Origin of the sequence: uncultured Sphingomonas sp. (genome assembly GCF_936927845.1) — a bacterium.
Taxonomy (GTDB): Bacteria; Pseudomonadota; Alphaproteobacteria; order Sphingomonadales; family Sphingomonadaceae; genus Sphingomonas.
Window position 1 is genome coordinate 128,378 of the sequence record NZ_CAKZHV010000067.1, and the last position, 25,496, is coordinate 153,873.

A 25,496-nucleotide genomic window follows, 5' to 3' on the forward strand; every position below is an offset into this window, starting at 1 on the left:
TCAGTGAGCCGCCCCAACGCGCCGCGGTGATTTGGGATGCGGCGCTCCGCACGCCGATCGCCTCACGGCCGAGATGATGATGGCTGCGGCTGCGGCGTGTCGAGCAGATTGCGGGTCAGCGCGCGATACGCCTCGCTGTCGGCGATCACCGCCGCCTGCTGCTCCAGCGTGCGATAGGCGGCGAGCACTGCGCGCCCCTCCCTGGTCAGCCGCGCGCCGCGGTTCTGCCCGCCGCCCGCCGACGCTTCGACCAGCCGTTCGCGAAAGCAGCGGTTCATTTCATCGACCAGCAACCACGTGCGACGATAGCTCATGCCGAGCGCGCGTCCTGCCGCCGAGATCGAGCCTTCGCGGTCGATCGCCTCGAGCAGGTCGGCCTTGCCCGGCCCCATCGCGAAGCCATCGCCGCAGACGAGCTGTAGCTTGAGCTTGAGCGCGCCCAGCCTCACGGTCGCTTATCAGGGCATATGCGTGCCATGCCTGTCGGCATATCGCGTCCGGTCGCCGCGCGCTACGCTCGCGCACATGGCAAGGGTTGGCATGGCAGGGGTAGTGTCGCGCGCGGACCGGCGGGTGTCGTTGGCAGTGACGGGAGTGATCGCGCTCACCGCGGCGATCCTACTGGCAATGGGACGCAGCGCGATCTGCACCTGCGGGCACGTCGCGCTATGGAACGGGCGCGTCAACTCGGCCGAGGACAGCCAGCAATTGCTCGATCCCTACAGCGCGACGCACCTCGCCCACGGGTTGCTGTTCTACGCCGTCGGCTGGCTGCTGCTGCGCCGCTGGAACTGGCGTGTGCGGCTGCTGCTCTCAGTGGTCGTGGAGGCAGCTTGGGAGGTAGCAGAGAATTCGCCCGCGGTAATTGAGCGCTATCGCAGCGTCACCGCCGCGCTCGGCTATACCGGCGACAGCGTGCTCAACTTTGTCGGCGACATCGCGTGCATGATCACCGGGTTCCTGCTCGCGCGCGCGTTGCCGGTCCGCGTGAGCGTCGCGCTGGCGCTCGCAATCGAACTGCTGCTCCTCGCCACGATCCGCGACAATCTGACGCTCAACGTCGCGATGCTGATCGCGCCCGACCCGCGCATCGTCGCGTGGCAGCACGCGAGCGGGTGATCGTGCTTCACGCCGTGCTTACCAATGGCGGCGTAGGGCAGCGGGCATGTTCCACGACTCAAGCCTCGCGGGCGCGACCCGCAGCGATCCTCGTCCCGCCAGCGCGGTCAGCCAGGGCGTCGGCGTCGCCGGGCTCGCTGGGCTGATCGCCTGGGTCGCGGTCGCGAGGCATTTCGGCATGGACGGCACCTACGCCGCGCTCGCCAACGTCGCTGCCTGTGCGCTCCCGATGGTGCTGTGGTCGCTCCTAGTCGACAAGGTCCACCGCCGCGCCTCGACCGGCATCGACTGGAGCCGCGCTCGGCCGTGGCGCGAAACGATCGACACCAGCCTCGTCAAGCTGGCGGGACTGTGGATCACCTGGGCGGGGATCGCGCTCATCTACATGACCGGGCGCTTCTACTGGGACGGCAATTACCGCTTCGCCATGTGGTGCCTGGAGGGCGCCGCGCCGTGGCTGTTCGCCGCGTCGATCCCCTATGTGCTGTGGCTCGACCGCAATCTCGTCGAACCGCGCGACGGCGCCTGGGCGCTGGGCGCGTGGATCACCGGCACCGCGCCGGCCGACCACGAGGCGATCTACGCGCACCTGCGCGCTTGGGGGGTGAAGGCGTTCTTCCTCGCCTTCATGCTGGCGATCGTGCCGCCGGGCTTCGCCGATTTCGTCGACGCCGACGTCGCCAATCTGCTCCGCTCGCCGACCGCGCTCGCCAACTGGCTGATCAACTTCATGTTCGTGGTCGACGTGGCGTTCGCAACGGTCGGTTATCTGCTGACGATGCGCCCGCTCGACGCGCACATCCGCTCGGCCAATCCATTCATGGCCGGCTGGACCGCCGCGCTGATCTGCTACCCGCCGTTCATCATGATGGATGACGGGCGCCCGTTCGACTACCGCCCCGGCACCGCCGACTGGACGCACTGGATGCAGGGGCATCCGACGCTGCTGGCGACGACGGGCGCATTGCTGGTGGTGCTGACCGGCGTCTACGCCTGGTCGACGGTGGCGTTCGGGCTGCGCTTCTCCAACCTCACCAACCGCGGCATCCTGACGCACGGGCCCTACGCGTTGTCGCGGCATCCGGCCTATCTGTCGAAGAACCTGTTCTGGTGGATCTCGACGATCCCGTTCCTGACCACCGGCAGTCTCACGGACGCGGCACGCGCAACGATCCTGATGGCGGCGGTCAGCGGCATCTATTATTGGCGCGCGAAGACCGAGGAGCGCCACCTGCTGCTCGACCCCGATTACCAAATCTACCACGCCTGGATGGCGGGCCGCGGAGCAGTGCCGCGCTTCCTGCGCTGGGCGCGGGGCGGTGGCGACGTAGTGGCAGCGCAGTCACACGCCTGACCTCCACACCGTTATCCAAGCCGACAGGCGTCATCCCGGCTATCGAGAAGGCTCGTCAGGCGCGGGCATGCCCGTACGTACCGCGCTCTCGGCGAGCCTCTAGAAGCTCGCCTCGTCGTACACCTTCGATACGTCGCCGTTCCACGCGCCGCCATACCGCTCCAGCAGCACCTCGGCCGGAACCTTGCCGCTGCGCACGATCTCGCGCAGCGGATCGAGGAAGCCCGTCTCGTCGTCGCCCGCCGCGCTCACACGCGCGCGCGCCTTGAGCCCAGCATGCGCGATGTCGAGCACGCGCCCTGCCACGTCGCGCAACTGCCCGCCGCCCGCGATCGGTGCCGACAACCCTTGCGCCGGCACCGCGTCGCGCAGGCTCTGCCGTTCCTCCAGCGTCCAGTCCTTGACCATGTCCCACGCCGCGTCGAGCGCCGCATCGTCGTAGAGCAATCCGACCCAGAACGCCGGCAGCGCGCAGATGCGGTTCCACGGCCCACCGTCCGCACCGCGCATCTCCAGGAACGTCTTCAGTCGCACCTCGGGAAAGGCGGTCGACAGATGGTCGTTCCAGTCATCGATCGTCGGCCGCTCACCGGGCAGCGCCGACAACTCACCGCGCAGGAAGTCGCGGAAGCTCAGTCCCGCCGCGTCGATGTACTGGCCGTCGCGGTAGACGAAGTACATCGGCACATCGAGCATGTAGTCGGCGTAGCGCTCGTAGCCGAAGCCGTCCTCGAACACGAACGGCAGCATGCCGGTGCGCGCGGGATCGGTGTCCGACCAGATGTGGCTGCGATAGGTCAGGAACCCGTTCGGCTTGCCTTCGGTAAACGGCGAGTTGGCGAACAGCGCGGTGGCGAGCGGCTGCAGCGCGAGCCCGACGCGAAACTTCTTCGCCATGTCGGCTTCGCTGGCATAATCCAGGTTCACCTGAATCGTGCAGGTGCGCAGCATCATGTCGAGCCCCATCGTGCCGACGCGCGGCATATGGCGCAGCATGATCGCGTAGCGACCCTTGGGCATGATCGGTAGCTCAGCGCGCGTCTTGTCGGGCCACATGCCGAGCCCGAGAAAGCCGATCCCCAACTTCTCGCCCGCGGCCTTTACCTGAGCCAAGTGGCGGCCGGTTTCGGCGCAGGTCTGGTGCAGATTGTCGAGCGGTGCGCCCGACAGTTCGAACTGCCCCGCCGGCTCCAGGCTGACCGATCCGTCCGCGCCGGTCAGCGCGATGACCTTGCCGTTTTCCTCGACCGGGCGCCAGCCGTATTGCTCCAGCTCGCCCAGCAGCGCGCGGATGCCTGCCGGCTCGTCCCATGACGGCGCGTGATGATCGGCGCGGGCGTAGACGAACTTCTCGTGCTCGGTGCCGATGCGCCAGCGGTCGCGCGGTTTCTCGCCAGAGGCGAAATGCTGGATCAATTGCTCGCGCGATTCGATCACCGCTGCGTTGCTGTCCGAAACGGTTTTCGTCGTCATAGCGGCGCGCTTACGCGCGGATGAACGACAGCGCTAGTGGCTGCGTGGTGGCGATCAAGACGCCTGCGTCACAACGAAAAAGGGAGGCCGGCGCGATGCCGACCTCCCCACTTTTTGGTCAACGTTGTTGATTGACTTACTGGCCCGAACCCGGACCGTAGGTGATCTCCACGCGACGGTTTTGCACTTCGCGCACGCCGTCGGCGGTCTGGACGCGCAGGCGGGTTTCGCCGAACGCTTCCGTGGTCATCACGCCGTCCGGGATGCCCTTCGACGCGAGGTAAGCCTTCACCGAGTCCGCGCGACGCTGCGACAGGCCGACGTTGTACTGCGAGGAACCCGACGTGTCGGTGTAACCCGCCAGCATGACCTGCGCGTTGCTGCAGTTCTGATACTGCGTCACCGCGTTGTCGAGGATCGACGCTGCTTCCGGCGTGACGTCCGACTTGTCCCACTCGAAGAAGACAATGAACGGACCCGGCGAGCAGACCACTTCCGGCGGCGGCGGCGGAGCCGGCTCGGGCGGCGGCGGTGGCGGCGGCGGCGGCGGCGGCGGTGCTGCCGGCTCACCGAAGTTGTAGGTCACGCCGCCCAGGATGCTGTGCGAACGGAACCGGCCGTCGTAGCCGCTGGTGCGCGCGTCGACGAGGTTGACGCTGTCGGCGTTGAAGAAGCGATACTTGACCGACACGTCGACCCGGTCGCTAAGCGGCGCACGGACGCCTGCGAGAGCCTGCCATGCAAACACGGTGTCCGAGTCGTCAACCAGGTCGTAGCTGCGGCCCAGGCCGTACTTGCCCTTCACGCGCGCCACACCGGCGCCGCCACCGACGAAACCCTGCAGACCATCGTCCGGACCGAAGTCCAGCAGGCCGTTGATCATGAAGCTGAGCGCCGAGCTCTTGCCGCCGGCATAGTTGTAGCTGCCAGCCGGAACGGTCTGCACGGCGTTCGGGCCGAACGGAATGCGGCCAGACGAGCGAATGCCGTCCACCGTCGCTTCGCGATAGCCAACTTCCGCCTCAAGACGGAACGCGCCGAAATCGTAACCGATCACACCGTCAAGGTCGTAACCATAGTTGTGATCGATGGAGGTGGTGCCGCTCAGCGTGGTGGCCGCGCCATTGACGTTGTAGTCGATGTCTTCGACGATCATCGCACCGCCCTCAACGCCCACGTACCACGCGTTGTCGCGGGCCAGTGCGGGCGAGGCGAGCGCGGTCGAAGCGAGCGCCACAGTTATGGCAAGCTTCCGCATACTATTCCCCTTTCCTTGGTGTCACTACGGACAGCGCAAACCCACTATCCGAGCCTTGGTTTCCGCACAAGCGATCAAAATAGCTGAGTGTGGCACCAAGGACACAGTTTGGATCAAGCGACCAGACCGTGCGCGCGCATCGCCGCGAGCATGTCGGCGATCGCGGCGCGTGCCTCGACGTCGATCACCGCCCCTCCTTGCGGTGTCGTGATCGCCGGCTGGCGCGGCCCCACGACGGGCACGCCGTCCACGAGCAGGCGCGTCGCGCGGACCACGCCGTCCTCCCAGCAATCGTGGAACGTGACCCGCCGCGCCCGCGCGATGCACCATGCGGACAGGCCCGGTACGGGCGCGACGAAGCGCCATCCGCCGACCGTCCATCCCGCGATCGCCTGCGCGTTTCCGATCCATTCCGCGGCCGGCGCATCGCCCACGATCCAGCATTGTCCAACCGCCGGATCGGCCGGCGGCACGTTCACGCCGACATCCTCGACGGCCGCTGCTGCCACCAGGTCGAGCAGCGCAAGTGCTTCATTGTGCGTCGCTTCCTTGGCCGACTGACCGATTTGCAACACTGGCAGCTTCAGCCGCGGCGTTTGATCCTCACTCATGATCAATTCCCTTGCATGATGATGGCGGGACGGGAGGTCGCGGCAGTGCCGACCTGCTCGACAGAGACGTGGACGCCACCGCCCGCCACCTCGTCGCGCGTGATCGAGGCGAGCGGCTGGTCGACCAGGAACACGCGCGTGCCCAATGCACTCGTCACCGCCACGCGGTAGCATTCGCGCTCCTCGCCGAGCGGAACCTCGCCGTCGGCCCAGCGCCAGCCGACCCGGCTCCGCCTGATCCAGGTGACCCGCGCGTCCCCTGCGGCGAGCGCCTGCCAGCGCAGGTGAACGGGCGTGAGCGGCGCCACCGAACGCCCATCGACCGCGACGTCGGCGTTCGCGACGACATCGTCCGAGTCGCCGATTCCGCGCGCATTCACCCGCACGCGATCGCCGATCCGCACCGCACCCGCGGTTGGCAGCAGCAGCGACTCGCGCTCGAGCAGCACGAATCGCGTTCCCGCCGCATGCGGGCGCGACTCGCTGCCGTTCAATCCACGCCCAAGACCCGACAGCCGCCACCGCGCCGGGCCGACCTGCTCGGCGCGCGCGAACCGGATCACCTCGTCGCCCAGCAGCGCCAGATTGGCACCGCGATCGAGCGCGTCCGCGGCGGCGCTTTGCACCGTCATGCTGTCGTGCAGCAGCGCCACCTCGATCACGTTGGCGCGGTCGATCAGCGCGCCGCCGCCAGCGCGCACTGGCGCCACCGTGCGGCCGATCACCGCAGGCGCGGCGGTGTCGCCGATCGCCTCCCAGGTCACGCCCTCGTCGCGGCTCATCTCGACACCAGCGCGCCGCCATCCCGGCTGGTCGCCCGCAGCCGCGATCGCGATGATCGGCGCGGTCGGCGCGTCCTCCCCGTTCGGGAATAGCTCAAACACTTCGATCACGGTGCGGCCCGCGGCGACGTCGGCGCTGGCGTTCACCGTCCCGGAGTCGGCGGCGCGCGGGATCGCGGCCGCGCTGATCGGCACCAGATCGAGCGTCACGCGCATCGCCTCCACGCTGCTGCGCACCACCCGCCACACGCGCGCCTGGTCGCCCAGCCTCACCGCATCGCCCGGCGCCAGCGCGATCGCGCGCGCGTCGGTCACCACCTGCCGCGTCTCGCGCACCTGTTCACGCGCGAGCAGCGTTGCAAGCGCGATCCCCTTTGCGCGCTCCGCCGGCAACGCCGCGGCGAGCGACACATCCTCGCCGCGTCCGCCGCTGCCTGCGCGCACCGCGCGTTGAACCCCGATTTGATAGTCACGCGCGGGATCGTAATGCGCCACCGCGACGCTCTCGGGCACGCGGTCGAGCGGCAGGCGCGTGCGCGCGGTCGTGCGCGCCTCGATCTGCCGGGGCGCATGCACCCGGTTGGCGAGCATGACGCCGTCGCCGCGATCGACGAACCACCCGCCGCTCAACCGGCCAAGCGTTTCCGCCGCGCCCGCGATCGTGTCGCCGCTCGCGGCGTAACCGTGGACGGGATCGTCCGGCCCCGCACCCACCAGCGCGCCGTCGCCGATCGCGCGCGCGATGTCGCCGACCCGCATCGTGCCTTCGTCCGCGATCACCTCGAAGGTGAGCGACGGAATACGGTTGCCGTAATCCGCCAGTTGCAGCATCTCGAACACCGCATAGGCGATCCCGCGATGCGCCGGCGTCGCCGCGCCTCCCGCGCTACCCACCGCGCCCGCGATCAGCGGGTCTGGTGCCTGCTGCTCGTCGCCCGGGTACAGCCGGAACCCGGTGTGCGCCTTCCAGTCGCCTGCCGCGCCGCGCAGCAGCTTGCCGTCCGCCCAGATCCGCCCGACCCCCGCGATCCTGCGCGCCGACAGCGCCACGGCGAACGACGCGGCATAGCTGTAGCTGGTGACGCTGCCCTGCCCCTTGCCGCCGCGGGTCGTGCCGCGCTGCTCGATCAGGTCGGTCGCCCAGATCACGCACCCTGCGACCCGCATGCGCCCGAACACCTTGGGCACCTGCGTACCATAGCTCGATGTCTGGACCTTGAGCTCGCTCAGCCGCGGTCCCTGCCGCCCCTTGGGCGCGAGCAGACCGGCGTCGACCCGCTGCCCCAGCACCGCCCCCACCGCCGCGCCGATCGGCCCGCCGATCGCGCCACCGACCGTTGTCAGCACCAACGTCGCCATCTCGTCTCCCCCGCCCCGCCCCGCCCCGCTTCTCGCGCCGAGCTTCACGCACGGCTCAGCGCTTCACTCGCGCGCGCGCCACGCCGCCACGATCGGCCAGTCGAGCACGCCCACCCGCTCCACCACGCGCCGCAGGCCGGCGTCGGCGTGGACGATCCCGCCCGCGGTACGCACCGCGACGTGAAGCTGCGTCGCATCGACGCGCAGCAGCAGCACGTCGCCAGCCTTGGTCCCGCCGCAGCGCATCAGCGCGCCCGGCTCGTCGCGCGGGTTCCACGCCGCCGATCGCAGCGGATAGTCGTCACGCACGGCCACGTGCACGCCCGCGCCGCGCAGCGCCACCACCGCTACCCCGACGCAGTCGAGCCCCAGCGCCGGATCACGCCCCTGTGCGCGGAACCGCACGCCGACCAGCGCGCGCGCCGCCACCGCGACGCGCTCTCCTGTCGCGCTCACGCGCCGGGATAGCGCGTCAGCAGGTCGATCCCCGGCAGGAACGGCTCACCGCGGAAATTCACCGCATTGGCAAACCGTCCCGCGCAGGTCGCGATCCGCTTGTCGCACCCTTCCACCACCTCGATCAGCGTGCCCGCCGCGACCGCGAACGGCGGCGCGGCGCGCAGCGTCACGCGCCGGCCCGCTGAATCGAGCACCGCTGCCTCCAGCCCGCAGTTCGCGCCGCCCAGCCAGCGCAGCCGCCCGTCACCATACGCGCCCGCGCTCGGCTCGGCGGCGTCGAGCGTCAGCACCGCGCCCTCGGCAGCCGCCACCCGCGCGAACCGCCGCCGCCCCGCCATCGCCACGCGGCAGCGCCGGTCGCCCAATTGGGCGCGGCACTCGGGCGAGGTCGCCTCGGTCACCGGCCGTTCCAGCCGCCCCGCCGCCCCCTTCAGCTCGGCGGAAAAGGCGCCGTCGCGCACTTCGACCTCGCCGATCACGCCCTGGCCCAGGGCAATCGGCACCGCGTCGTCGCGGCTCCAGTCGACCGCGCTCATCGCCACGCGCGCGCCGTCCCACCGCCCCGCATCCAGGTCGGCTTCCGAGATCGCCTCGGCGTGGAGCGCACCGCGCGCGTCCATCGTGTCGGCGTCCAGCCCTTCGGCCCGCACGATCGCCGACGGCGTCATCCCCGGCGCGGCGCGATAGGTGACGCCCGCCACCACTAGGTCGCGGTCATGATCGGTCAGCGCCAGCGTCACCCCGTCCCGGCGCTCGACCAGCCAGCACAAGGCCAAGGTCGTGAGCGCGTCGCTCATGCCTCGCGCACCTCGATCAGCGGAACCGATGCCGCCTCGCCCGCCAGATAGGTCGCGCGCGACACGCTTAACCGATCCTCCGCAAACCGCACCGGCACGTCAAAGGCGAACGACGCGGTCACCACCGCCCCCTTCGCCGGCGCCGCGTCCAGCGTCACCACGCCCGCGTCACCGACCGCGAACGCGTGCACCGCGCGCCCGTCGACCGCCACGCTCACGCTGCCCGCCACCGGCCGCGTGATCCGCCGCTCGGCATCGCCGTAGCGTTTCACCAGCGCGAATGCGCGCCTCGTCCCATCACCGACGCCGATCGGAACCTCGTCCCCGGCGTGATCGAACGGATCGCGCAACCGGAATCCGCGCGCCGGGCCTCGGCCGCCCGCTCGACGAGCGCGAACAGCGAGCCGAGCTCGCCCTCCGCCGCCGCCAGCGCCGCGAACGTCGGCCGCAGCACCACCTCCACCCCCGCGACCCGCAACGCCGCCTCTCCACGCGCCGGATTGGCAGAAGCCGGAATTGCAGGGGCCGGATGCGCCGCCCCGCTCACGAACTCAACCCGTCGCTCGACAGGACCGCGCCCGAGCTTTCCAGCGCCAGCGTGTAGCTGCGCTCGCCGTTGTAATCCCCGGCATAGTCGAGCCGCGTGACCAGGAACCGTCCCGTCATCATCTCGCCGCCCTCGAACGTCAGCCGGTAATCGTCGATCGTGCCGGCAAGCGCGCTCGCCTTGACGCGCATCTCCGCCGCCGATCCCGTGAACACCCCCGCGCCCGACACGCTGACGTGGCGTACGCCCGCCCCCGACAGTAATTCGCGCCACCCGCCCGAATCCTTGCTGGTCACCGCGACGCTCTCGCCGTTCACCGACAATTGCGTCGTCCTCAGCCCCGCGACCGTCCGATACGCCACCGGGCTGCCGCCATCGCCCACCTTCAGCAGGAACGCCGACCCCTTCTCCACCGCCATCGTATTTCTCCTGAAAAGCGCGCGCCCGTGTCGCAGGCGCGCAAACAAGCTGTCGCCCCTTCGGGGAGAGGGGAGGGAGCACCAAAGGTGCGGAGGGGAGAGGGGAAGCCCGGAAGCACACCCCCCGCCCCTCAGCTCCTACCCCGCCAGCACCCTGACCCGGTGATCCACGGTCGCCGCCCACGCGCCCCTGCCTGCCGCGACGACGCTCGATCGCACCAGCACCACGCTCGCGACACGCCACTCGCCCAAAACGCGCGGCAGCGCCGCCACGGCCGCCTCGACCGCCGCCGCCAGCGCACCCGCGCGCGCGGGCGTGTCACTCCGGTCGCGTACCGTCACCGCGATCCGCAGCTCCGCACCCGCCGCGTCCTTCGTGCCCCAGTCGCTCGCCACCACGTCGCCCAGCACCAGGAACGGCGCCGCCGCGCTCACCCCCGCCCCCTCCCACACGCCGTTCACCCCCGGCACCGCGCGCAACCGCGCCAGCACGCCCGCACGCACCGCGGCCCCTGCCGCCGCGCTCATCGCAGCCACCCCGCCACGTCGCGCAAGACCGCCTCCTCCAGCCGCCGCGCGTGGAGGCCCGCGCCCCGCACCACGACATGGTCGCCCGCTTCATCGACGCTCACGCCCGGCACGTCGCGCAACCGCGCCGCCAGCCGCGACACCACCCCCGCCACCGCGCGCGCGATCCGCGCGTCCGCCGTCGCATGCACGCGCTGCCCCAGCGCCGCGCTCACGCGTGCACCGCCTGCGCCAGCGTCATGCGGCGGAACGGCCGCCACAATGCGGTCACTGCCGCGGGCACTGGCTTTGCCCCGTCGCGATCTTCGAACAGGTGCGCCGCCAGCATCACCACGCCGTGCCGCACCGCCGCCGGCAAGCCCGCCCAGTCCGCGCTCACCCCCGCCTGCGCGATCACGCTCGCCCGCCGCCCGACCCGCACCCAGCCGAGCCCCTGCGCATCCACGTCGACGCCGTAGTCCGCGACCGGCAGCGCGGTCCCCACCGCCGTCACCGAAGTGATCGCGCGGACCGTGCCGACCGGCAACACCTGCCAGCCCCTACCCGCCTCCACCACTGCCGAGACCGCGCGCGCGATCAGCACCTGCCCCAGGAACTGCTCTGCCACGCCCAGCGCGCTCTCCGCCGTCGCCACGATCAGCGCGTCCTCGTCGCCGATGCTCGCGCGCAGGTGCGCCTTGACCGCCGCCACCACCTGCGCACGATCCTCCCCGCCCAGCACCGCGGCGCCGAGCCCGTTCAACACCGTCATCTCCATCCCCCGCCGACTGTTTGCCGCGCCGACTACGCTGCCCGCCCGCCACGCCGTCAGATGGATGCGGCGTCACCGCGCCCGCTGGCCGCCGTGGCGATCCCTCGGATTGCTTGGGCAATCCAAGGGCGCCCGCCTCACGCCGCGGCGAACTTCATCAGCTTGATCGCTTCGCTGTTCGACACGCACCCGCCGACGCGCTTGGTGGCGTAGAAGGTCACGAACGGCTTGTTCGAATATGGATCGCGCAAGACGTTGGTCTCCTGCCGCTCAGTGATCAGGTAGCCGGCGCGGAAATTGCCGAACGCGATCGACAGGCTGTTGGCCGCGATATCGGGCATGTCCTCGGCCTCGACCACCGGATAGCCGAGCAGGCTCGCCGGCTGCCCGCTCGCGAGACTCGGCTGCCACAGGAACTGCCCGTCGGCGGTCTTGAACTTGCGGATGCGCGCCGCGGTCGCCGCGTTCATCACCCAGGTCGCACCCTGGCGATACGGGCTGCGCAACGACTGCACCAGGTCGATCAGCCGTTCGGGCGCGCCGCTGCCGAAATCGCCCGCTGCCCCACTGGCGAGATATTGCAGCGTCCCGAAGCTGCGCGTCGCGTCGCCCGCGTTGCTGGTCGCGGCTTGCAGGAACCCGCGCGGGCGGTTCACCCCGCTGCCGTTCACGAACGCCACGCCCTCGGCCTTGGCGAACTCCGCCGCGATCTCCCCCGCCAGCCATGCTTCGACGTCGAACATCGCGTCGTCCAGCATCGCCTGGCTCGCCGACGGGTTGGCGTACAATTCGCCCATCGGCGGCGCGATCTCGGCGAACACGGGCGTCGCCGTCCCTGGCCGCGCATCGCTTTCCGCCGCCCAGCCCGACGGCGTGCCCCCCGTCGTCACCAGCTTGCGATAACCCGCCGACCCGACCTGCACCACGCTGGCGATACCGCGGATCGGGCTCGCGGATTTCAGCGTCGCGTCGATCACCGCGTCGATTTCCTTCGGGATCGCATAACCGCCCGCGTCCCCGGTCACCCCGGTGAACGCCTTGGTCTCGATCACCGCCCCCGACCGGACGAAGCCATCGAACGCCCCCGCCACCTCACGCGCGCCGTCCAGCACCGGCCGCACCACCACGTCGTTCATGCTCATTCTCCTCACACGAAAACACCTCGCCCGCACGCGCGAACGAGGTCACCCGGACGAGGCCCCCGCCCCACCCGAACCGAAAATGTCGACAAATAGGGCACCCGCCCTCGTCATCCCGGGAACTCGCGCTTCTTGTCGCGACCGCTTCGAATCTGGCCGCGACGCACGCTCGCTACACCGCGCTCACCCGCTCCACCCGCGCCGCCGGCTGCAGCGGCACCGCGACCAGGCTCACCTCGGCCAATGTCGCGCGCAGGATCTCGCGCCGTGCGCCCTGCCGCACGCTGCGCGCCCGGTACCCCACCGACAGTCCGCCGAGCGCGCCGCTTGCCACCGCCCGCGCGACGCCCGCGTGCGCCACTACCGCCACCACGCGAAGCCCACGCGCATCCTCGCCGATCGCCTCGATCCGCCCCACCGCGCGCCCGCGATGCTGCACCAGCAGCGGCACGCAGGCAGCATCCGCGAACGCGCCGCGCCGCACCACGTCGCCCGCGCGGTCCACCGCATCGAACACCGCGGCATAGCCCTCGACCCGGATCACTTGACCCACTCCCCGAAACCGAGCTTGACCGCCAGCCCCAGCAGCAGCAGCGCGCACGCCATCCGCGCGACCCAGGCGACCAACGCCTTCCATGCCGAGCGTTTCGCGTCGCGCCACGCCTTGAGCAGTTCGCGCAGCTCCGCGACATCCGCGCCCGCGCCCTCGTCGGCGAGCCCCAGCCGCGTCAGCGCGCGCACCGCGCCCAGTTCGCCCGCTTCTTCCGCGATTGCGCGCAACGTCGCCATGTCCGCGCCGCGCTCCCCGGCCTGGGCGAGCAATTGCGCCAGCACCGCGCTCCCCGCCGTCGCCCCGCCCGCCACCGCCCCGCTCACGACCAACCCACCATCTCGCGTTTCTCGTCGCGCGTCACGAAATCGGCCGCGGTCACCATCCGCCACAGCCGCTCGCGGTCCTCGACCAACGCCGGCACCATGTCCATGTCGACCTCCAGCACGGCGCCTTCGAACCACGGCGCCAGCCCCTCGCGCATCGCCGCCAGGATCGCGCCGGCGAGCGGCAGCACGCTCAATCGCCACAGCGCCTTGTTCGCTTCCTTGTAGTTCGCGTGCGTGCTGTCGCCCGGCAGCCCGAGCAGCATGGAGGGCACGCCGAACGCCAGCGCGATCTCGCGCGCTGCCGCCGCTTTCGTTGCCACGAAATCCATGTCGGCGGGCGAGAGGCTCATCGCCTGCCACTTCAATCCGCCCTCCAGCAGCATCGGCCGCCCGGCATTGGCGGCCCCCTGGAACCCCGCCTCCATCTCCTCCTTCAGGCGCTGGAACTGTTCCGCCGACAGGGTCGCGCCGTCGCCCGCGTCGTACACCAGCGCGCCCGACGGGCGGGCCGCATTGTCGAGCAGCGCCTTGTTCCAGGCCGCCGCCGCATTGTGGATCGCGATCGCACCCGACGCCGCACCCAGACACCCGAGCCCGTAATGGTCGTCGACCGGGTTGAATGCGCGCACGTGGATCACGCTCGGCGCGCGCCACCTTGCCGCGGCTCGCGTGCACCAGCGTCACCGGCAACCCCGTGTCGGCGATCTCCAGCACGCGCCCGACCATGTCGCCGCCCTGGTTCTTCTCGGCGACCACGCGGTCGGCGCCGTGCCGCGCCGCGCATGCCGCCACCGCGCGCGCCCAGCCTTCCGGCGAGGCACCCGCGACGCTCGCATCCTCCAGCACATAGCCGCAATCGTCGACACCCAGCGCCGCCGCCACGATCCCGCACGCGTCGCCGCCCGCGCTCGCCGGCGGATCGACCGCGACGACGATGCGGCGCAGCCGCGGCACCGCGCCCACCGCGATCCGCTGCGCCTCGATCAGCGCGCGCGGCCACAACGCGCCGACCACGTCCGCCATCATCTCGCCCTCCAGCTCCTGCCGCCCGAGCCGCGTGCCACCGTACGCCGCCTCCATCGCCTGCACGAAGCGCGCGGGCAGGTGCGGATTGTCGCGCGTGGCGCCCCGCGTCTCGACCGTCCCGGGCGCCGCCATCACCTGCCGCATCAACTGCGTGGTGCGCGGCGTCGTCGTCACCAGCGCGCGTGGATCATCCCCCAGCCGCAATCCCATCAGCAGGTTGTTCCACGCCTCCACCCCCTTCTATTTGCCCAGCTCGTCCGCCCAGGCGAGGTGATGCTCGGGTCCGCGCAGGCTTTCCGCATTGGCCGCGGAATAGACCGTCGCGACCGCACCCGATGGCCAGCGCACCTCGCCGCGTGCCGGTTTCCACACCACCGGCACGTCAGCGCCCGCGACCGCGATCACCCCGCTCGGCCCTTCGACCATCACGCGCCGCGCATCCTCGATCGTCGCGCCGACCAGCGCGACGCGGACCGCGCGCGCCCTGGCCGCGGCGTTGACCCATTCCGCGCCTGCGCGCGTCTTGCCAAACCCGCGCCCGGCGCGGATCAGCCACACCTGCCAGTCGCCCGGCGGCGCGATCTGCCCGCCGTGCGCGCGCAGCGACCAGCGCTCCGCCAGTTCGCGGCGATGCGCGATCGGCATCCGCGCGATGATCCGCTGGCGATACACCGGCGACAATCGCGCCAGCCGCTCGACCGCGGTTTCCCCATCGCCCGCCCCGTTTTCGCCCGCCCCGTTTTCGCCTGCCCCGTTCATCGGCGGAACTGCCCGGCCAGCCTGTCGAGCAGCGCCGCCAATCGCGCGTCGGTTTCCGCTTCGCTCGGCCGTGCAACGCGGATCGCGCGCTCGCCCTGCACGCCGCGCGCGTGCCGGCCCAGTATCGCCAGGACGAAGCGCAGGTCGGCATCGCTCGCGCGGCGCTCCACCACCGCGTTCACCGGGCTGTCCGCGATCGCTGCCCGCGCTGCCTCGGCGCCGCCGCCGCCGTGCGGGTCGACCGACGCGGGCAGTCGCTCCAGCGCGTAGCGCAGCGCCTCGGCCTCCAGCCGCGCATAGCCGCTCGCCAGCGCCGCATCCCATGCCGCCGCGAAGCTCGCATCCGCTCGCCGCAGCCTGTACGGCGTGCACGGATCGACCCCGCATCCTTGCGCCGCCAGCTTCACGTTGCACGTCGCGGCCAGCACCTCGATGAAGCTCGCCCGTTTCTTTGCGCCGAACTCGCCCCTTGCCCGCCGCACGCGCTGGATCGGCCGCGCCTTGCTCCCACGCAGCACCGGAACCTCGCCCGCTGCGACGCCGCCATCGTTCGCCAGATCGGCCATGTCCGCTCCCCCGTTTGCTGCACCCGTCACACGTCGCCCACCCACGCGACGTGTCCCCGTCTCGAAAGACTCCCCTTCAGCATCCGCGCTCACCCGGTCTGCCGCCTGACAACCGCCCTGCCCGCGCGCCGGCTCTGCCCCCGACCCGCCGCCGTGAAAACGACAAAGGGCCGGCGCGGCGGAGTGCGCCACCCCGAACCGCCCGACCCTCGACCATCCCACGCCGCGAACACCGCCTCGGGTGTCGCACCATCTCGATGTTCTTGTTTTGTACACAAACAGCGTCGCGCTGTCAAGCGGCTCGGATGCGACAAGCGCACGAATGTTGGAGCAGCGCGGCCGTGCGGCGGAAAAGCTGCGATACCCCGCGCCGGTCAGCGCCGCGCTTCCCCACAAATGTTCGTACCGCCCGGTGAACGACAGGCGCGGCGAGGGCGACCGGACGATCTACGATCTCGGCTGCGCTACATCTGCGCGACGCAACAGGTCCGCAAACACCAACCCGTCAGACCGCCGCCTCGCCGGTAAGGTAAGGGTCGACCGGCACCTCGGCGGGGACCGTCACAGCGGGCACCGCGCGTGATGCGGCCGCGGCGAGCCATTCGGCACCGCCCTCCCGGTGCCGCGTCGAGCCGTCGCCGCGCGTGGCGACACGCCCGTACACGGCGCGCTCGCGCTCGGCCGGCGCGCCGGCGAACATCGCCGCGATGTTGCCGTAGGTGCTCGGATCGCGCCCATCGAGGCTCAACCGATCGTTCAGGTAGCAGGCGGTCGCCCACGCCGCTTCGGGGCTCGGCGTCATCGCGATGATGCGCTTGCCCCAATACATCCGCAGGTTGTTGTGCATCCAACCCTCGGCCAGGAACTGCCGCTAGCAGGCGTTCCACGTCTCGTCCGCGGTCGTGCCCGACAGCATCGCGGCGAGCGTTTCGCGCTCGGGTCGCGGGTCCGCGGCATGGTTCGCGAGCGTCTGACGCGCCCAGCCCGCGACCCGGTCGTAGCGCTCGGGCGCGTCCGTTTGCCGCGCCTGGAAGTGGAACCACTCGCGCCACCCGAGCAGTTCATCGGCGAACTTGCGCTTGTGCTGCGCGCCCGCCGCCGTACCGTTCACCGCCGCCATGACCTCGCGCGGTCCGAGCACGCCGAAGTGCAGATACGGCGACAGGCCGCTCGCGCCGTCGGTCCGCGTCGCATCGTTGCGCGCCGCGGCATAGCCCGGCAGCACGGCCGCGACCAGGCGGGCAAGGCGGTCCTCCGCCGCGCGCCGGCCGGCAGGAAAGGTTTCGCTGACCGGCAGCGAATGGTCGATGTCGAGCCCCGCGACCAGCGCGTCGAGATCGCGCTCGGCCAGCCGATCGGGCGCAAACGGCAGCGCCCCGGCATAGGGCGGGGTGTCAGGCTCCTCCTCGGTCCATGTCATCGACGCGCCGCGCGCCGGCTCGTGCTGACGCAGGAACGCGGTCCGGCCCCGCGTCTCCGCGGCGATCACGGCGGGCGGCACCAGGCAGGCGGCGTTGACCCCGAACACCGCCACCTCAGCACGCTTCGCCACGCGTTCGGCCTGCCAGCGCGCGACAAACGTCGGCTGATCCTCGAGCACGACCGCCGCGGCTTGGACGGCGAGGCGGTGCACCAGCCCCTTCTCGCGATGCCCGGCGCGGTCGACGTGCTGGACGCACGCCAGCCCCCGCTGCCGGCATCCTTCGGCAAGACCGACGCTGGCGCCCAGGATGAAGCGGTGCAGCCGGTCCGACGCGTACGGATAGTCCTCGCGAACACCGTGATAGACCAGCACCGGCAATCGCAGCGCGTTGCCCAGATGTACCGCGGCATCGATCACCGGATTGTCGCGCGCGCGCAACGCCTGTTGCAACCAGCAGAGCACGTAGCGACCATCCGGTGACGGCACGCGCTCGTTCAACGCCCGCACGCGCACCGCCTCGCGCCATTCCGTGAAGGCATGGGCGGCGTTGGAAGCGGCGGTCATAAGCTCAGATTACGCCGTCGCATTTCGGCCGTCGCGAACACGCTCAGCGTTGCCTCGGGCGTTTGATCGAAGATGTCGGCGAGGTCGAGCAGGTCCTCGTCGCCCAACGCTTCGATCGATCGTCTGACCTCGGCGAGCAGCGCAACCGCGCGTCTGGCCTCGGCACCTTCTCGTCGCGCACGCAATTTCAACATGACGCCGCGGTAACAGGATCGGCGGCGATGCGGCAGTGCCCGTCGTCGCCCAATGATCGAATCCGCTACGAGGGTTTTGCGGCGGGCCCGGTCATGCATCCACCCTTAGGGCCGCCACCCTGCGGGCAACTCCTGCTTCGGCAGCGTCACCGTTGCGGTCTGCACGATCGCGTCGGATGCGCTGCCCAGCATCACGCGGTAACTGCCGCCGGCGATCGTCCAGCGTCGCGTCGCCTCGTCGAAGGTGGCGAACAGCCGCGGGTCGATCGTGACGCCGATGCTGCGCACCTCGCCGGGCGCCAACATGACCGAGGCAAAGCCACCCAGCCGCTTGGGCGCTTCCCAACCCGCCCCCGCGACATAGACCTGCGGCACCGCCTTGCCCGCGACCGTGCCCGTGTTGCGGACGGTGAAGTCCGCACGCGCGCCCTGCCCGGCGGGCACGGCGCGTAGCCCGTTCATCGCGAAGCTGGTGTACGACAGGCCGTGCCCAAAGGCATAGGCCGGCTTGCGCCCGCTGCGCTCGAACCATTTGTATCCAACCGCCGCGCCCTCGCTGTAGGTCACGTCGCCCTTGGCCGGCTCGCCCGGATGCGGCAGTTGCGCGACTGCGTCGGGGAAGGTCACGGGCAGGTGCCCCGACGGGTTGGTGCGTCCGAACAGCACGTCCGCGATCGCCGCGCCGCCCGCGGTCCCCGGATACCACGCCGCGATCAGGCCGGCGACGCGGTTGCGCCACGGCGTCAGCACCGCCGCGCCGCTTTCCAGCACCACCACCGTGCGCGGGTTGGCCGCGGCGACGCCCGCGATCAATGCATCCTGCCCGTCGGGTAGTTCAAGCGCCACGTCGAACGACTCGCCCGCCCATTGTGTTGCGAACACGATGGCGACATCGGCCCCTCGTGCCGCCGCGGCCGCTGCTGCCGGATCGCTCCCGTTGACGAAGGTCACCTCCGCGCCCGGCGCCTGCCGCTTGATCGCCTCCAGCGGCGAGGAGGGATAATACATCACCGGCCCCGGCCAGATTGTCGGCTCCAGGCCCGGCACGGCGTTCCCGCCCTTGGGATAGACCAAGGACGAGCCGCCACCCGCCAGCACGCCCTTGTCGGCGTGGCCGCCAATCACGACGATCCGCTTGGTTGCACGCGACAGCGGCAGGATCGCACCCTGGTTGCGCAGCAGCACCATGCTCGCTTCCGCCGCCGCCTGCGTCACGCGGGCATGGTCGGCGAGCATCGCGTCGGGCAAGTCCATCGGTGCCGCCGTGATCGGATGATCGAACAGCCCCTTGGCGAACATCGCATGCAGGATGCGCCCGGCCATCTGATCGAGTTGCGCGTCCTTGACCGTGCCGTTCGCCAGTGCGGCATCGAGGTTGGCGCTGTAATACGGTTGCTCGTCGAACGGATAACCCGATTGCTGGTCGAGCCCCGCACTGATCGCCGGGACAGTCGAGTGCGTCGCACCCCAGTCCGACATGACGTAGCCCGGCCATTTCCAGTCGCGCCTGAGCACCTCGTCCAGCAACCACGGGCTCTCGCACGCGAAGGGGCCGTTGACGCGGTTGTACGAACACATCACCGATCCCGGATCGGCGCGCTCGATCGTGAACTGGAACGCGAGCAGGTCCGACATGCGCGCCTGCGCCGGGTCGATGATCGAATTGCCCGCGTTGCGGTCGGTTTCCTGGTCGTTGATCGCGTAATGCTTGATCGTCGAGACGATATGGTTCGACTGGATGCCCGCGATCTGCGCGCCGACCATCGTGCCCGCGAGCAGCGGGTCCTCGCCGCCATATTCGAAATTGCGCCCGTTGCGCGGCTCGCGTGCCAGATTGACGCCGCCGGCCAGCAGCACGTTGAAGCCCGACGCGCGCGCCTCCGCGCCGATCATCGCGCCGCCGCGTTCGGCGATCGCGCGGTCCCACGTCGCCGCGATCGCGATGTTGGAGGGCAGCGCGGTGCGCTCGCGCTTGCGTGGTGCGCCGCCCTGGCTCGCGACGCCGATGCCCGCGTCCGACTGCCATTGCGGCGGGATGCCCAGCCGCGGCACACCGGGCACGTAGCCCGCGGACCCGTTGCGCGCGCCCGCGGGCGCGGTGAACTGCTTTGGCGGGAAATCGGTCGCGAAGAACCCCTGCACCAGCACCCGCTTCTCCGCGCGGGTCATCTGCGGCAGCAGCAGCGCGACGCGGCGATCGGCCGGCAGCGCCGCGTTCATCCACGGCCGCGCACCCGCGGGCACGCCTGCCGGCGCCTGCGCTTGCCCGGAAGCGCCGGCTGGCGCTTGCGCCGCCGCATCGGCGAGCGGCATCGCCGTGGAGGCAGTCGCTGCCAGCCAGATGGCGCGAACGAGCGTTCGTGGTGGATTGCGCACGTTATTCTCTCCCCCAAACCCGCGGTCGCAACCTGCGTCACAAGCGCCGATGGCCGTCGCTGCCGGTATAATGAGCAGTGCGACACCCGCGTCAACGGTGACCCTGCACCGCGATTGCGCCATTCGACCATTTCTGCGCGACGGAGCCCCGCCGATCGCTTGGACGAAGGCGGGTGCGAATGAGGCCGCTTACCACCCTTCCATTGCCGACATCCTGCAGCCTATCGTGCCCTTCCCGCCTATCAGGTCACGCTGACGCACTGCCCCTGCTCGCCTTTCAACGGAGTTCCGATCCCATGACCAAGTCTCCTTTCGCGGCGCTGGCGGTGCTCGCCGCGTTCACCGCGCCGGTCGTCGCCACGGCACAGAGCGGCGCAAAGCCCAGCGCGCCCGTCGTCGCGACCGATCACGGCCAGGTTCGCGGCACCGTCCGGGACGGCGTCGCCAGTTGGAAGGGCATCCCCTTCGCCGCGCCCCCGGTGGGCGAGCTCCGCTGGCGCGCACCGCAACCCGCCGCCGCCTGGACCGGCGTGCGCGAGGCCAGCGCCTACGCGCACGATTGCATGCAGAAGCCTTTCCCGAGCGACGCCGCCCCGCTCGGCACCACGCCCGCGGAGGATTGCCTCTACGCCAACGTGTGGAAGCCCACGAACGCGGGCGCGAACGCCAGGCTGCCGGTGATCGTGTGGATCTACGGTGGCGGCTTCGTCAACGGCGGCGCCTCGCCCCCGACCTATTCGGGCGCGAACCTCGCCAAACAGGGCGTCATGGTCGTCAGCTTCAACTACCGCGTCGGGCGCTTCGGCACCTTCGCGCTGCCGCAACTGACCAAGGCGAACGCCGACGGCATGCTCGGCAATTACGGCGTGATGGATCAGATCGCCGCGCTCAAATGGGTCAAGCGCAACGCCAGCGTGTTCGGCGGTGATGCAAACAACGTGACGATCATCGGTGAGAGCGCGGGCGGCATGTCGGTGCACATGCTCAACACCTCGCCGCTCGCGCGCGGCCTGTTCAGCAAGGCCGTGGTGATGTCGGGCGGCAACGGCCAGTCGGACAACAGGACACTCGCCGACGCCGAGCAGATCGGCGCTGCCTTTGCGCGTTCCAAGAACATCGACCCCCAAGCACCCGACGCGCTGGCGAAACTGCGTGCGCTCAGCGCCGAGGATGTGACCGACGGGCTCAACCTGACGCAGATGTCCGGCTCCACCGGCGGCCCGCCCACCAACACCGGCCCGTTCGTCGACGGCACGGTCGTGGTCGATCTGGGCCAGGCGTATGTCCGCGGCGATTTCGCACGCGTGCCGACGATCATCGGCGCGACCAGCGCCGACATCGGCGGCAAAACGGGGTTCATGATCGCGGGCGCGCGCGATGCGGCGGCTGCGATCGCGGACAAGGACGTGCCGGTGTGGGAGTATCGCTTCTCCTATGTCGCGGATTCGGTCGGCGAGCCGGGTGCGCAGCACGCGACCGACATCCCGTTCTTCTTCGATACGCAGGGGATCAAATACGGCACCAAGACCACGCCGCGCGACAATCGGGTCGGCGACACGATCAGCCGCTACGTCGTCAATTTCGCCAAAACGGGTGACCCGAACGGCGGCGGCCTGCCCCAGTGGCCGCGCTACACGCGCAGCGGCGACCAGATCATGGACTTCACCGCCGATGCTCGCGCGGTGGCGCAGCGCGATCCCTGGGGTGCCGACATCGACGCGAGCAAGCCGGGCCGCGATGCCGGCCGCACGACCGCGCGCTGACCCGTCGCGATCAGCGCTGTTTCTTCGTGATCGTGGCGGTGAAGTCCGGGTCCTTTTTCGCCACCCAGTCGACGAATTTGCGCACGCTCGGGTGTTCCAGCAATCCCGCGACGTTCATGCCGTGCCGCTGCAATTCCGAATTGGTAGCATTGGCGGTCAGCGTTTGCTGACAGATCGGATGCATCGGCACGACATCGCGCCCGCCGCGGCTCTTCGGCACGGGATGGTGCCACACGATCGTCGCACCCGTCGGCCGCCCGCACAGCCAGCATGGCACCGGCGGGGCGGCGGCTTCATTTTCTTTCGGAAGGTGATCGTAGGGGTCGTGCTTTGAACGTCTGGCCATGATGTGATCCGGTTGCGCTACTCGGCCCCGCTTGTAGCGGAGCGATGCGCCAGGTCATAAGGAAAGCCGCGAACGGCACGCGCGTCGCGGTCCGATTTGGGGGAAGATGGATGGCCGACGCTGCCAAACCGTGGAACGCGGCGCTGGTCCGCACCTGGCTGGAGCGCCGCTACGAGGCGTCACGGCTCGATCAGGCCGCGGCCGACCGGCGTGGCTACGACGCCCGCGACGATTTCGACCAGGCGGCGGCCGAGGAATGGGTGTGCCGCGCGCTCAAAACCGCCGATTGCGTCAACGATCAGCGTGCCTTCGCCGCCCGCCTGAAGGAGTTGATCGCGCAGGACGATTATCCAGCGACGGGCCTCAACGACGACATCCGGTTCGAGCGGTACGTGCGCAGCTATCTGCGAAAACTCGCCAAGATGACGAAAGCCAACGAAGGCTTCGAGAAGACTTTGCGTCACCAGTAAGGGTGCGCAGCGCGTCCGCTTCGATGTAGCGGCGCAGCCTCCAGGCGCCTAGAACGGGCGACACCCATCTTGCCGGATACCGCCATGCGTCACGCTTCCCTGTTCGTCCTCACCCTCGCGAGCATCCCCGCACTGCTCGCCGCACAGACCGCCGCGCCGCGCTACGGCCAATGGGGCCTCGAATTGCAGAACATGGACCGCAGCGTGAAGCCGGGCGACGACTTCTACGCTTATGCCGAGGGCAATTGGCTGCGCGATCACGCGATCCCGGCCGACAAGGTCGGCGCGGGCTACAATTACGACCTGCCCGACGAGATCGAGGGGCAGGTCCGTCGCATCGTCGAGAATGCCGCCGCGCACCCCGGCGACGCGACCGCGCGCAAGGTCGGCGACTTCTACGCCGCGTGGATGGACGCGCCCGGGATCGAGCAGCGCGGACTGGCACCGGTGAAGCCGTGGCTAGCGCGGATCGACGCGGTCACGACGCGTCCGCAGCTCGTCCAGTTGATGATGCGGCCCGGCTATGCCTCGCCGGTCAATATCGGCATCTCGACCGACGCCGACGATCCGACGCGCTACATGGTCGACGCCGGGCAGGCACGGCTCGGCCTGCCGACGCGCGATTATTACCTGCTGACCGGCGAGAAATACGACGCGATCCGCCGCGCCTACCGCGCTTATCTCGTTCGCATCCAGACGCTCGCCGGCATCCGCGACGCAGGCGCCCGCGCCGATCGCATCATCGCGCTGGAAACGCGGCTGAGCCAGGACCAGTGGACGCCCGAGCAGCGCCGCGATCCGGTGAAGACGCACAATCCGATGACCCGCGCCGCGCTGACGACGCTCGCGCCCGAACTCGACTGGACGCCGACGCTCGCCAGCATGGGATTGGGCACGGCCGAGCGCGTCAACGTGTCCGAGCCGAGCGCGGTCGCCGCCGCGTCGAAGCGGATCGGCGACGTGCCCCTGTCGACGTGGAAGGAGTGGATGACCGCGCGCTTCCTCTCGAACGCCGCTCCCTTCCTGCCCGCCGCGTTCGATCAGGCGAATTTCGATTTTTATTCCAAGACGCTGCGCGGCGTGCCCGAACAGCGCGCGCGGTGGAAGCGCGGCATGGCGCTGATCGACGACGCGCTCGGCGAGGCGGTCGGTGCGATCTACGTGCAGCAATATTGGTCGCCCGCGACGCAGGCGAAGGCGGACGAGCTCGTCGGCGACATGCAGGCCGCGTACAAGGACAAGATCGAGGCCGCGACGTGGATGGACGACGCCACGCGCCGCGCCGCGCTCGCCAAGCTGGCGACCTTCGATCCGCGCGTCGGGCACCCGAAGAAGTGGATCGATTATTCCGCCTTGCGCATCAGCCGCACCGATCCGCTCGCGAACAATCTGGCGGTCGCCGACTTCCAGTGGCGCCAGCAGCTCGCGCGCTTCCCCAAGCCGGTCGACCGCGGGCTGTGGTACATGACGCCGCAGACGGTGAACGCTTATTACGACCCGACGATGAACCAGATCACGCTGCCAGCCGCGATCCTGCAACCGCCGTTCTTCGATCCCAACGCCGACCCCGCGGTCAATTACGCCGAGACCGGCGCGACCACGATCGGGCACGAGATGGGCCACGGCTTCGACGATCAGGGCCGCCAGTTCGACGAGCGTGGCCGGCTGCGCGACTGGTGGAGCAAGGAGACGGCGGCCAAGTACACCATCCAGGCCGATCGGCTCGCGACGCAGTTCGACGGCTACGAACCGATCCCCGGCGTGCACATCAAGGGCCGGCTGACGCTGGGCGAGAACCTCGCCGATCTGGGCGGGCTGGAGACCGCCTACGCCGCCTACCGCCGCTATGTCGCACGCCACGGCGAGCCCGCGGTACTCGACGGGTTGACCGGCGATCAGCGCTTCTTTCTCGCCTATGCGCAGGCCTGGCAGGGCAAGCGCCGCGAAGAGGCGTCGCGCCAGGCACTGCTCAGCGACCCGCACTCGCCCGACAAATACCGCGTCAACGGCATCGTCCGCAACTTTGCGCCCTGGTAGGTAGTGTCTCAGTTTGAATTTCGCGGCTGATCCGGTGGCATCCAGCGCCCGCCTCCTATATGCTTAGCGGAAAGCATGGAGGCGATATGGCTACAAACTCGAGGGCTTGGCTGGAAGGCAAGTGCGCCGGCGATGCGGGCGAACCAGAACACAAGAACCCCTATCGCGGTGCGGATTTCGAAACTTGGTTGCAAGGGTGGAAAGCTGGTCGGTCCGAAAGCAGCGCGAGGAGCCGCAACAATGCCTAAAGGCCCCCGCGGAGAGAAGCGCCCCGCCGACGCGATCGGCCTAGCGGTAATGGTCGGCAAAATCGCCACCGGCGAGATCGATGACGAGCGCGAGACGCTATCCAGCGCCGCCGCTGAGCTTGGCCGCAAGGGCGGGCAGAAGCGCGCCGAGGGCATGTCACCGGAGCGGCGAGCAGAGATCGCGAAAGCGGCTGCGGCGAAGCGGTGGGCGAAAAGGGATTGACCGCCGTTACGTTTCTCGACATTATT

At 70.0% G+C, this 25,496-nt stretch carries 28 protein-coding genes and 3 pseudogenes; 6 read left to right on the top strand and 25 right to left on the bottom strand.

What is annotated here, in order from left to right:
• Positions 1-62 precede the first annotated feature (62 nt).
• Entirely contained in the window at positions 63-449 is a 387-nt protein-coding gene (locus tag Q0579_RS15440) for a LysR family transcriptional regulator (protein WP_298813964.1), read from the bottom strand.
• 76 nt (positions 450-525) lie between these two features.
• Here Q0579_RS15440 and Q0579_RS15445 point away from each other — a divergent pair, with 76 nt between their 5' ends.
• Both Q0579_RS15445 and Q0579_RS15450 read left to right on the top strand, forming a co-directional pair.
• Positions 526-1,119, top strand: a complete 594-nt coding sequence (locus tag Q0579_RS15445) for a DUF2585 family protein (RefSeq protein ID WP_298813966.1) — start codon at positions 526-528, stop codon at positions 1,117-1,119.
• Positions 1,120-1,165: 46 nt separating this feature from the next.
• The gene (locus Q0579_RS15450) at positions 1,166-2,473 is read left to right on the top strand and encodes a DUF1295 domain-containing protein (protein ID WP_298813968.1); all 1,308 of its coding nucleotides are present in this window, start codon (positions 1,166-1,168) and stop codon (positions 2,471-2,473) included.
• Between the two features lie 99 nt (positions 2,474-2,572).
• Here the strand turns inward: Q0579_RS15450 and Q0579_RS15455 are convergent, their stop codons facing one another.
• From Q0579_RS15455 to Q0579_RS15560, 23 genes and pseudogenes are all read right to left on the bottom strand, one after another.
• Positions 2,573-3,946 carry a glutamate--cysteine ligase gene (locus tag Q0579_RS15455; RefSeq protein WP_298813970.1) on the bottom strand — a complete coding sequence of 458 codons (1,374 nt, stop codon included), beginning with the start codon at positions 3,944-3,946 and terminating at the stop codon, positions 2,573-2,575.
• Positions 3,947-4,082: 136 nt separating this feature from the next.
• Positions 4,083-5,204 carry an OmpA family protein gene (locus Q0579_RS15460; protein WP_298813972.1) on the bottom strand — a complete coding sequence of 374 codons (1,122 nt, stop codon included), beginning with the start codon at positions 5,202-5,204 and terminating at the stop codon, positions 4,083-4,085.
• 113 nt (positions 5,205-5,317) lie between these two features.
• A complete protein-coding gene (locus Q0579_RS15465) occupies positions 5,318-5,815 on the bottom strand; it encodes a DUF2793 domain-containing protein (RefSeq protein WP_298813973.1) in 498 nt (165 codons plus the stop codon).
• A gap of 2 nt (positions 5,816-5,817) precedes the next feature.
• Positions 5,818-7,956, bottom strand: a complete 2,139-nt coding sequence (locus Q0579_RS15470) for a phage tail protein (protein WP_298813975.1) — start codon at positions 7,954-7,956, stop codon at positions 5,818-5,820.
• A 63-nt stretch (positions 7,957-8,019) separates the two neighbouring features.
• Positions 8,020-8,412, bottom strand: coding sequence for a peptidoglycan endopeptidase (locus tag Q0579_RS15475; RefSeq protein WP_298813977.1), 393 nt, complete (start codon positions 8,410-8,412; stop codon positions 8,020-8,022).
• Complete coding sequence (locus Q0579_RS15480) at positions 8,409-9,212, bottom strand: DUF2163 domain-containing protein (protein WP_298813979.1); 804 nt, start codon at positions 9,210-9,212, stop codon at positions 8,409-8,411. Before Q0579_RS15480 ends, Q0579_RS15475 begins: the two co-directional genes overlap by 4 nt.
• Positions 9,209-9,583: pseudogene (locus Q0579_RS15485) on the bottom strand (DUF2460 domain-containing protein); the annotation flags it as partial. The pseudogene Q0579_RS15485 and the gene Q0579_RS15480, both read right to left, overlap by 4 nt.
• The gene (locus Q0579_RS15490) at positions 9,481-9,729 is read right to left on the bottom strand and encodes a GTA-gp10 family protein (protein WP_298814135.1); all 249 of its coding nucleotides are present in this window, start codon (positions 9,727-9,729) and stop codon (positions 9,481-9,483) included. The gene Q0579_RS15490 and the pseudogene Q0579_RS15485, both read right to left, overlap by 103 nt.
• A gap of 26 nt (positions 9,730-9,755) precedes the next feature.
• Positions 9,756-10,178: a phage major tail protein, TP901-1 family gene (locus tag Q0579_RS15495; RefSeq protein WP_298813983.1), complete on the bottom strand. Its 423-nt coding sequence runs from the start codon at positions 10,176-10,178 to the stop codon at positions 9,756-9,758.
• Between the two features lie 138 nt (positions 10,179-10,316).
• Entirely contained in the window at positions 10,317-10,706 is a 390-nt protein-coding gene (locus tag Q0579_RS15500; protein ID WP_298813985.1) for a DUF3168 domain-containing protein, read from the bottom strand.
• Positions 10,703-10,921 (bottom strand): hypothetical protein, encoded by a 219-nt coding sequence (locus tag Q0579_RS15505; protein WP_298813987.1) that lies wholly within the window; start codon positions 10,919-10,921, stop codon positions 10,703-10,705. Before Q0579_RS15505 ends, Q0579_RS15500 begins: the two co-directional genes overlap by 4 nt.
• Positions 10,918-11,457 carry a hypothetical protein gene (locus Q0579_RS15510; protein WP_298813989.1) on the bottom strand — a complete coding sequence of 180 codons (540 nt, stop codon included), beginning with the start codon at positions 11,455-11,457 and terminating at the stop codon, positions 10,918-10,920. The genes Q0579_RS15505 and Q0579_RS15510 overlap by 4 nt, the downstream gene beginning before the upstream one ends.
• Positions 11,458-11,594: 137 nt before the next feature.
• Complete coding sequence (locus Q0579_RS15515; RefSeq protein ID WP_298813991.1) at positions 11,595-12,593, bottom strand: phage major capsid protein; 999 nt, start codon at positions 12,591-12,593, stop codon at positions 11,595-11,597.
• A gap of 175 nt (positions 12,594-12,768) precedes the next feature.
• Positions 12,769-13,137 carry an HK97 family phage prohead protease gene (locus Q0579_RS15520; protein ID WP_298814137.1) on the bottom strand — a complete coding sequence of 123 codons (369 nt, stop codon included), beginning with the start codon at positions 13,135-13,137 and terminating at the stop codon, positions 12,769-12,771.
• Positions 13,137-13,385, bottom strand: a complete 249-nt coding sequence (locus tag Q0579_RS15525; protein ID WP_298814139.1) for a DUF6127 family protein — start codon at positions 13,383-13,385, stop codon at positions 13,137-13,139. The genes Q0579_RS15520 and Q0579_RS15525 overlap by 1 nt, the downstream gene beginning before the upstream one ends.
• A gap of 83 nt (positions 13,386-13,468) precedes the next feature.
• Positions 13,469-14,113: pseudogene (locus Q0579_RS15530) on the bottom strand (phage portal protein); the annotation flags it as partial.
• A gap of 61 nt (positions 14,114-14,174) precedes the next feature.
• Positions 14,175-14,711: pseudogene (locus Q0579_RS18315) on the bottom strand (ATP-binding protein); the annotation flags it as partial.
• Between the two features lie 30 nt (positions 14,712-14,741).
• The gene (locus tag Q0579_RS18320) at positions 14,742-15,260 is read right to left on the bottom strand and encodes a terminase family protein (protein WP_366522291.1); all 519 of its coding nucleotides are present in this window, start codon (positions 15,258-15,260) and stop codon (positions 14,742-14,744) included.
• Positions 15,257-15,826 carry a hypothetical protein gene (locus Q0579_RS15540; RefSeq protein ID WP_298813993.1) on the bottom strand — a complete coding sequence of 190 codons (570 nt, stop codon included), beginning with the start codon at positions 15,824-15,826 and terminating at the stop codon, positions 15,257-15,259. The genes Q0579_RS18320 and Q0579_RS15540 overlap by 4 nt, the downstream gene beginning before the upstream one ends.
• A gap of 505 nt (positions 15,827-16,331) precedes the next feature.
• Positions 16,332-16,673 carry a hypothetical protein gene (locus Q0579_RS15545; RefSeq protein ID WP_298813995.1) on the bottom strand — a complete coding sequence of 114 codons (342 nt, stop codon included), beginning with the start codon at positions 16,671-16,673 and terminating at the stop codon, positions 16,332-16,334.
• A gap of 24 nt (positions 16,674-16,697) precedes the next feature.
• Entirely contained in the window at positions 16,698-17,813 is a 1,116-nt protein-coding gene (locus Q0579_RS15550) for a deoxyribodipyrimidine photo-lyase (RefSeq protein WP_298813997.1), read from the bottom strand.
• Positions 17,810-18,007, bottom strand: a complete 198-nt coding sequence (locus Q0579_RS15555; RefSeq protein WP_298813998.1) for a hypothetical protein — start codon at positions 18,005-18,007, stop codon at positions 17,810-17,812. Before Q0579_RS15555 ends, Q0579_RS15550 begins: the two co-directional genes overlap by 4 nt.
• Positions 18,008-18,112: 105 nt before the next feature.
• Entirely contained in the window at positions 18,113-20,383 is a 2,271-nt protein-coding gene (locus tag Q0579_RS15560; protein ID WP_298813999.1) for a beta-glucosidase, read from the bottom strand.
• 296 nt (positions 20,384-20,679) lie between these two features.
• Here Q0579_RS15560 and Q0579_RS15565 point away from each other — a divergent pair, with 296 nt between their 5' ends.
• Positions 20,680-22,146, top strand: coding sequence for a carboxylesterase family protein (locus Q0579_RS15565; RefSeq protein WP_298814000.1), 1,467 nt, complete (start codon positions 20,680-20,682; stop codon positions 22,144-22,146).
• Between the two features lie 10 nt (positions 22,147-22,156).
• Here the strand turns inward: Q0579_RS15565 and Q0579_RS15570 are convergent, their stop codons facing one another.
• Positions 22,157-22,492 carry a hypothetical protein gene (locus Q0579_RS15570; protein WP_298814002.1) on the bottom strand — a complete coding sequence of 112 codons (336 nt, stop codon included), beginning with the start codon at positions 22,490-22,492 and terminating at the stop codon, positions 22,157-22,159.
• Positions 22,493-22,602: 110 nt separating this feature from the next.
• On the opposite strand from Q0579_RS15570, the gene Q0579_RS15575 reads away from it, so the two are divergent.
• The 3 genes from Q0579_RS15575 (at position 22,603) to Q0579_RS15585 (ending at position 25,470) form a co-directional block, all read left to right on the top strand.
• A complete protein-coding gene (locus Q0579_RS15575; RefSeq protein ID WP_298814004.1) occupies positions 22,603-22,962 on the top strand; it encodes a hypothetical protein in 360 nt (119 codons plus the stop codon).
• 84 nt (positions 22,963-23,046) lie between these two features.
• A complete protein-coding gene (locus Q0579_RS15580; protein WP_298814006.1) occupies positions 23,047-24,999 on the top strand; it encodes a M13 family metallopeptidase in 1,953 nt (650 codons plus the stop codon).
• Positions 25,000-25,239: 240 nt separating this feature from the next.
• Positions 25,240-25,470 carry a hypothetical protein gene (locus Q0579_RS15585; RefSeq protein ID WP_298814008.1) on the top strand — a complete coding sequence of 77 codons (231 nt, stop codon included), beginning with the start codon at positions 25,240-25,242 and terminating at the stop codon, positions 25,468-25,470.
• The last annotated feature ends 26 nt before the right edge of the window (positions 25,471-25,496 follow it).

Bases quoted from the DNA above. Each gene is read 5' to 3' on its own strand.
- Q0579_RS15445 (WP_298813966.1), top strand. From the start codon at position 526: ATGGCAAGGGTTGGCATGGCAGGGGTAGTGTCGCGCGCGGACCGGCGG.
- Q0579_RS15450 (WP_298813968.1), top strand. From the start codon at position 1,166: ATGTTCCACGACTCAAGCCTCGCGGGCGCGACCCGCAGCGATCCTCGT.
- Q0579_RS15455 (WP_298813970.1), bottom strand. From the start codon at position 3,946: ATGACGACGAAAACCGTTTCGGACAGCAACGCAGCGGTGATCGAATCG.
- Q0579_RS15460 (WP_298813972.1), bottom strand. From the start codon at position 5,204: ATGCGGAAGCTTGCCATAACTGTGGCGCTCGCTTCGACCGCGCTCGCC.
- Q0579_RS15465 (WP_298813973.1), bottom strand. From the start codon at position 5,815: ATGAGTGAGGATCAAACGCCGCGGCTGAAGCTGCCAGTGTTGCAAATC.
- Q0579_RS15470 (WP_298813975.1), bottom strand. From the start codon at position 7,956: ATGGCGACGTTGGTGCTGACAACGGTCGGTGGCGCGATCGGCGGGCCG.
- Q0579_RS15480 (WP_298813979.1), bottom strand. From the start codon at position 9,212: ATGAGCGACGCGCTCACGACCTTGGCCTTGTGCTGGCTGGTCGAGCGC.
- Q0579_RS15495 (WP_298813983.1), bottom strand. From the start codon at position 10,178: ATGGCGGTGGAGAAGGGGTCGGCGTTCCTGCTGAAGGTGGGCGATGGC.
- Q0579_RS15500 (WP_298813985.1), bottom strand. From the start codon at position 10,706: ATGAGCGCGGCGGCAGGGGCCGCGGTGCGTGCGGGCGTGCTGGCGCGG.
- Q0579_RS15510 (WP_298813989.1), bottom strand. From the start codon at position 11,457: ATGACGGTGTTGAACGGGCTCGGCGCCGCGGTGCTGGGCGGGGAGGAT.
- Q0579_RS15515 (WP_298813991.1), bottom strand. From the start codon at position 12,593: ATGAACGACGTGGTGGTGCGGCCGGTGCTGGACGGCGCGCGTGAGGTG.
- Q0579_RS15525 (WP_298814139.1), bottom strand. From the start codon at position 13,385: ATGGCGACGTTGCGCGCAATCGCGGAAGAAGCGGGCGAACTGGGCGCG.
- Q0579_RS18320 (WP_366522291.1), bottom strand. From the start codon at position 15,260: ATGAACGGGGCAGGCGAAAACGGGGCGGGCGAAAACGGGGCGGGCGAT.
- Q0579_RS15540 (WP_298813993.1), bottom strand. From the start codon at position 15,826: ATGGCCGATCTGGCGAACGATGGCGGCGTCGCAGCGGGCGAGGTTCCG.
- Q0579_RS15545 (WP_298813995.1), bottom strand. From the start codon at position 16,673: ATGCACAACAACCTGCGGATGTATTGGGGCAAGCGCATCATCGCGATG.
- Q0579_RS15550 (WP_298813997.1), bottom strand. From the start codon at position 17,813: ATGACCGCCGCTTCCAACGCCGCCCATGCCTTCACGGAATGGCGCGAG.
- Q0579_RS15555 (WP_298813998.1), bottom strand. From the start codon at position 18,007: ATGTTGAAATTGCGTGCGCGACGAGAAGGTGCCGAGGCCAGACGCGCG.
- Q0579_RS15565 (WP_298814000.1), top strand. From the start codon at position 20,680: ATGACCAAGTCTCCTTTCGCGGCGCTGGCGGTGCTCGCCGCGTTCACC.
- Q0579_RS15570 (WP_298814002.1), bottom strand. From the start codon at position 22,492: ATGGCCAGACGTTCAAAGCACGACCCCTACGATCACCTTCCGAAAGAA.
- Q0579_RS15575 (WP_298814004.1), top strand. From the start codon at position 22,603: ATGGCCGACGCTGCCAAACCGTGGAACGCGGCGCTGGTCCGCACCTGG.
- Q0579_RS15580 (WP_298814006.1), top strand. From the start codon at position 23,047: ATGCGTCACGCTTCCCTGTTCGTCCTCACCCTCGCGAGCATCCCCGCA.
- Q0579_RS15585 (WP_298814008.1), top strand. From the start codon at position 25,240: ATGCCTAAAGGCCCCCGCGGAGAGAAGCGCCCCGCCGACGCGATCGGC.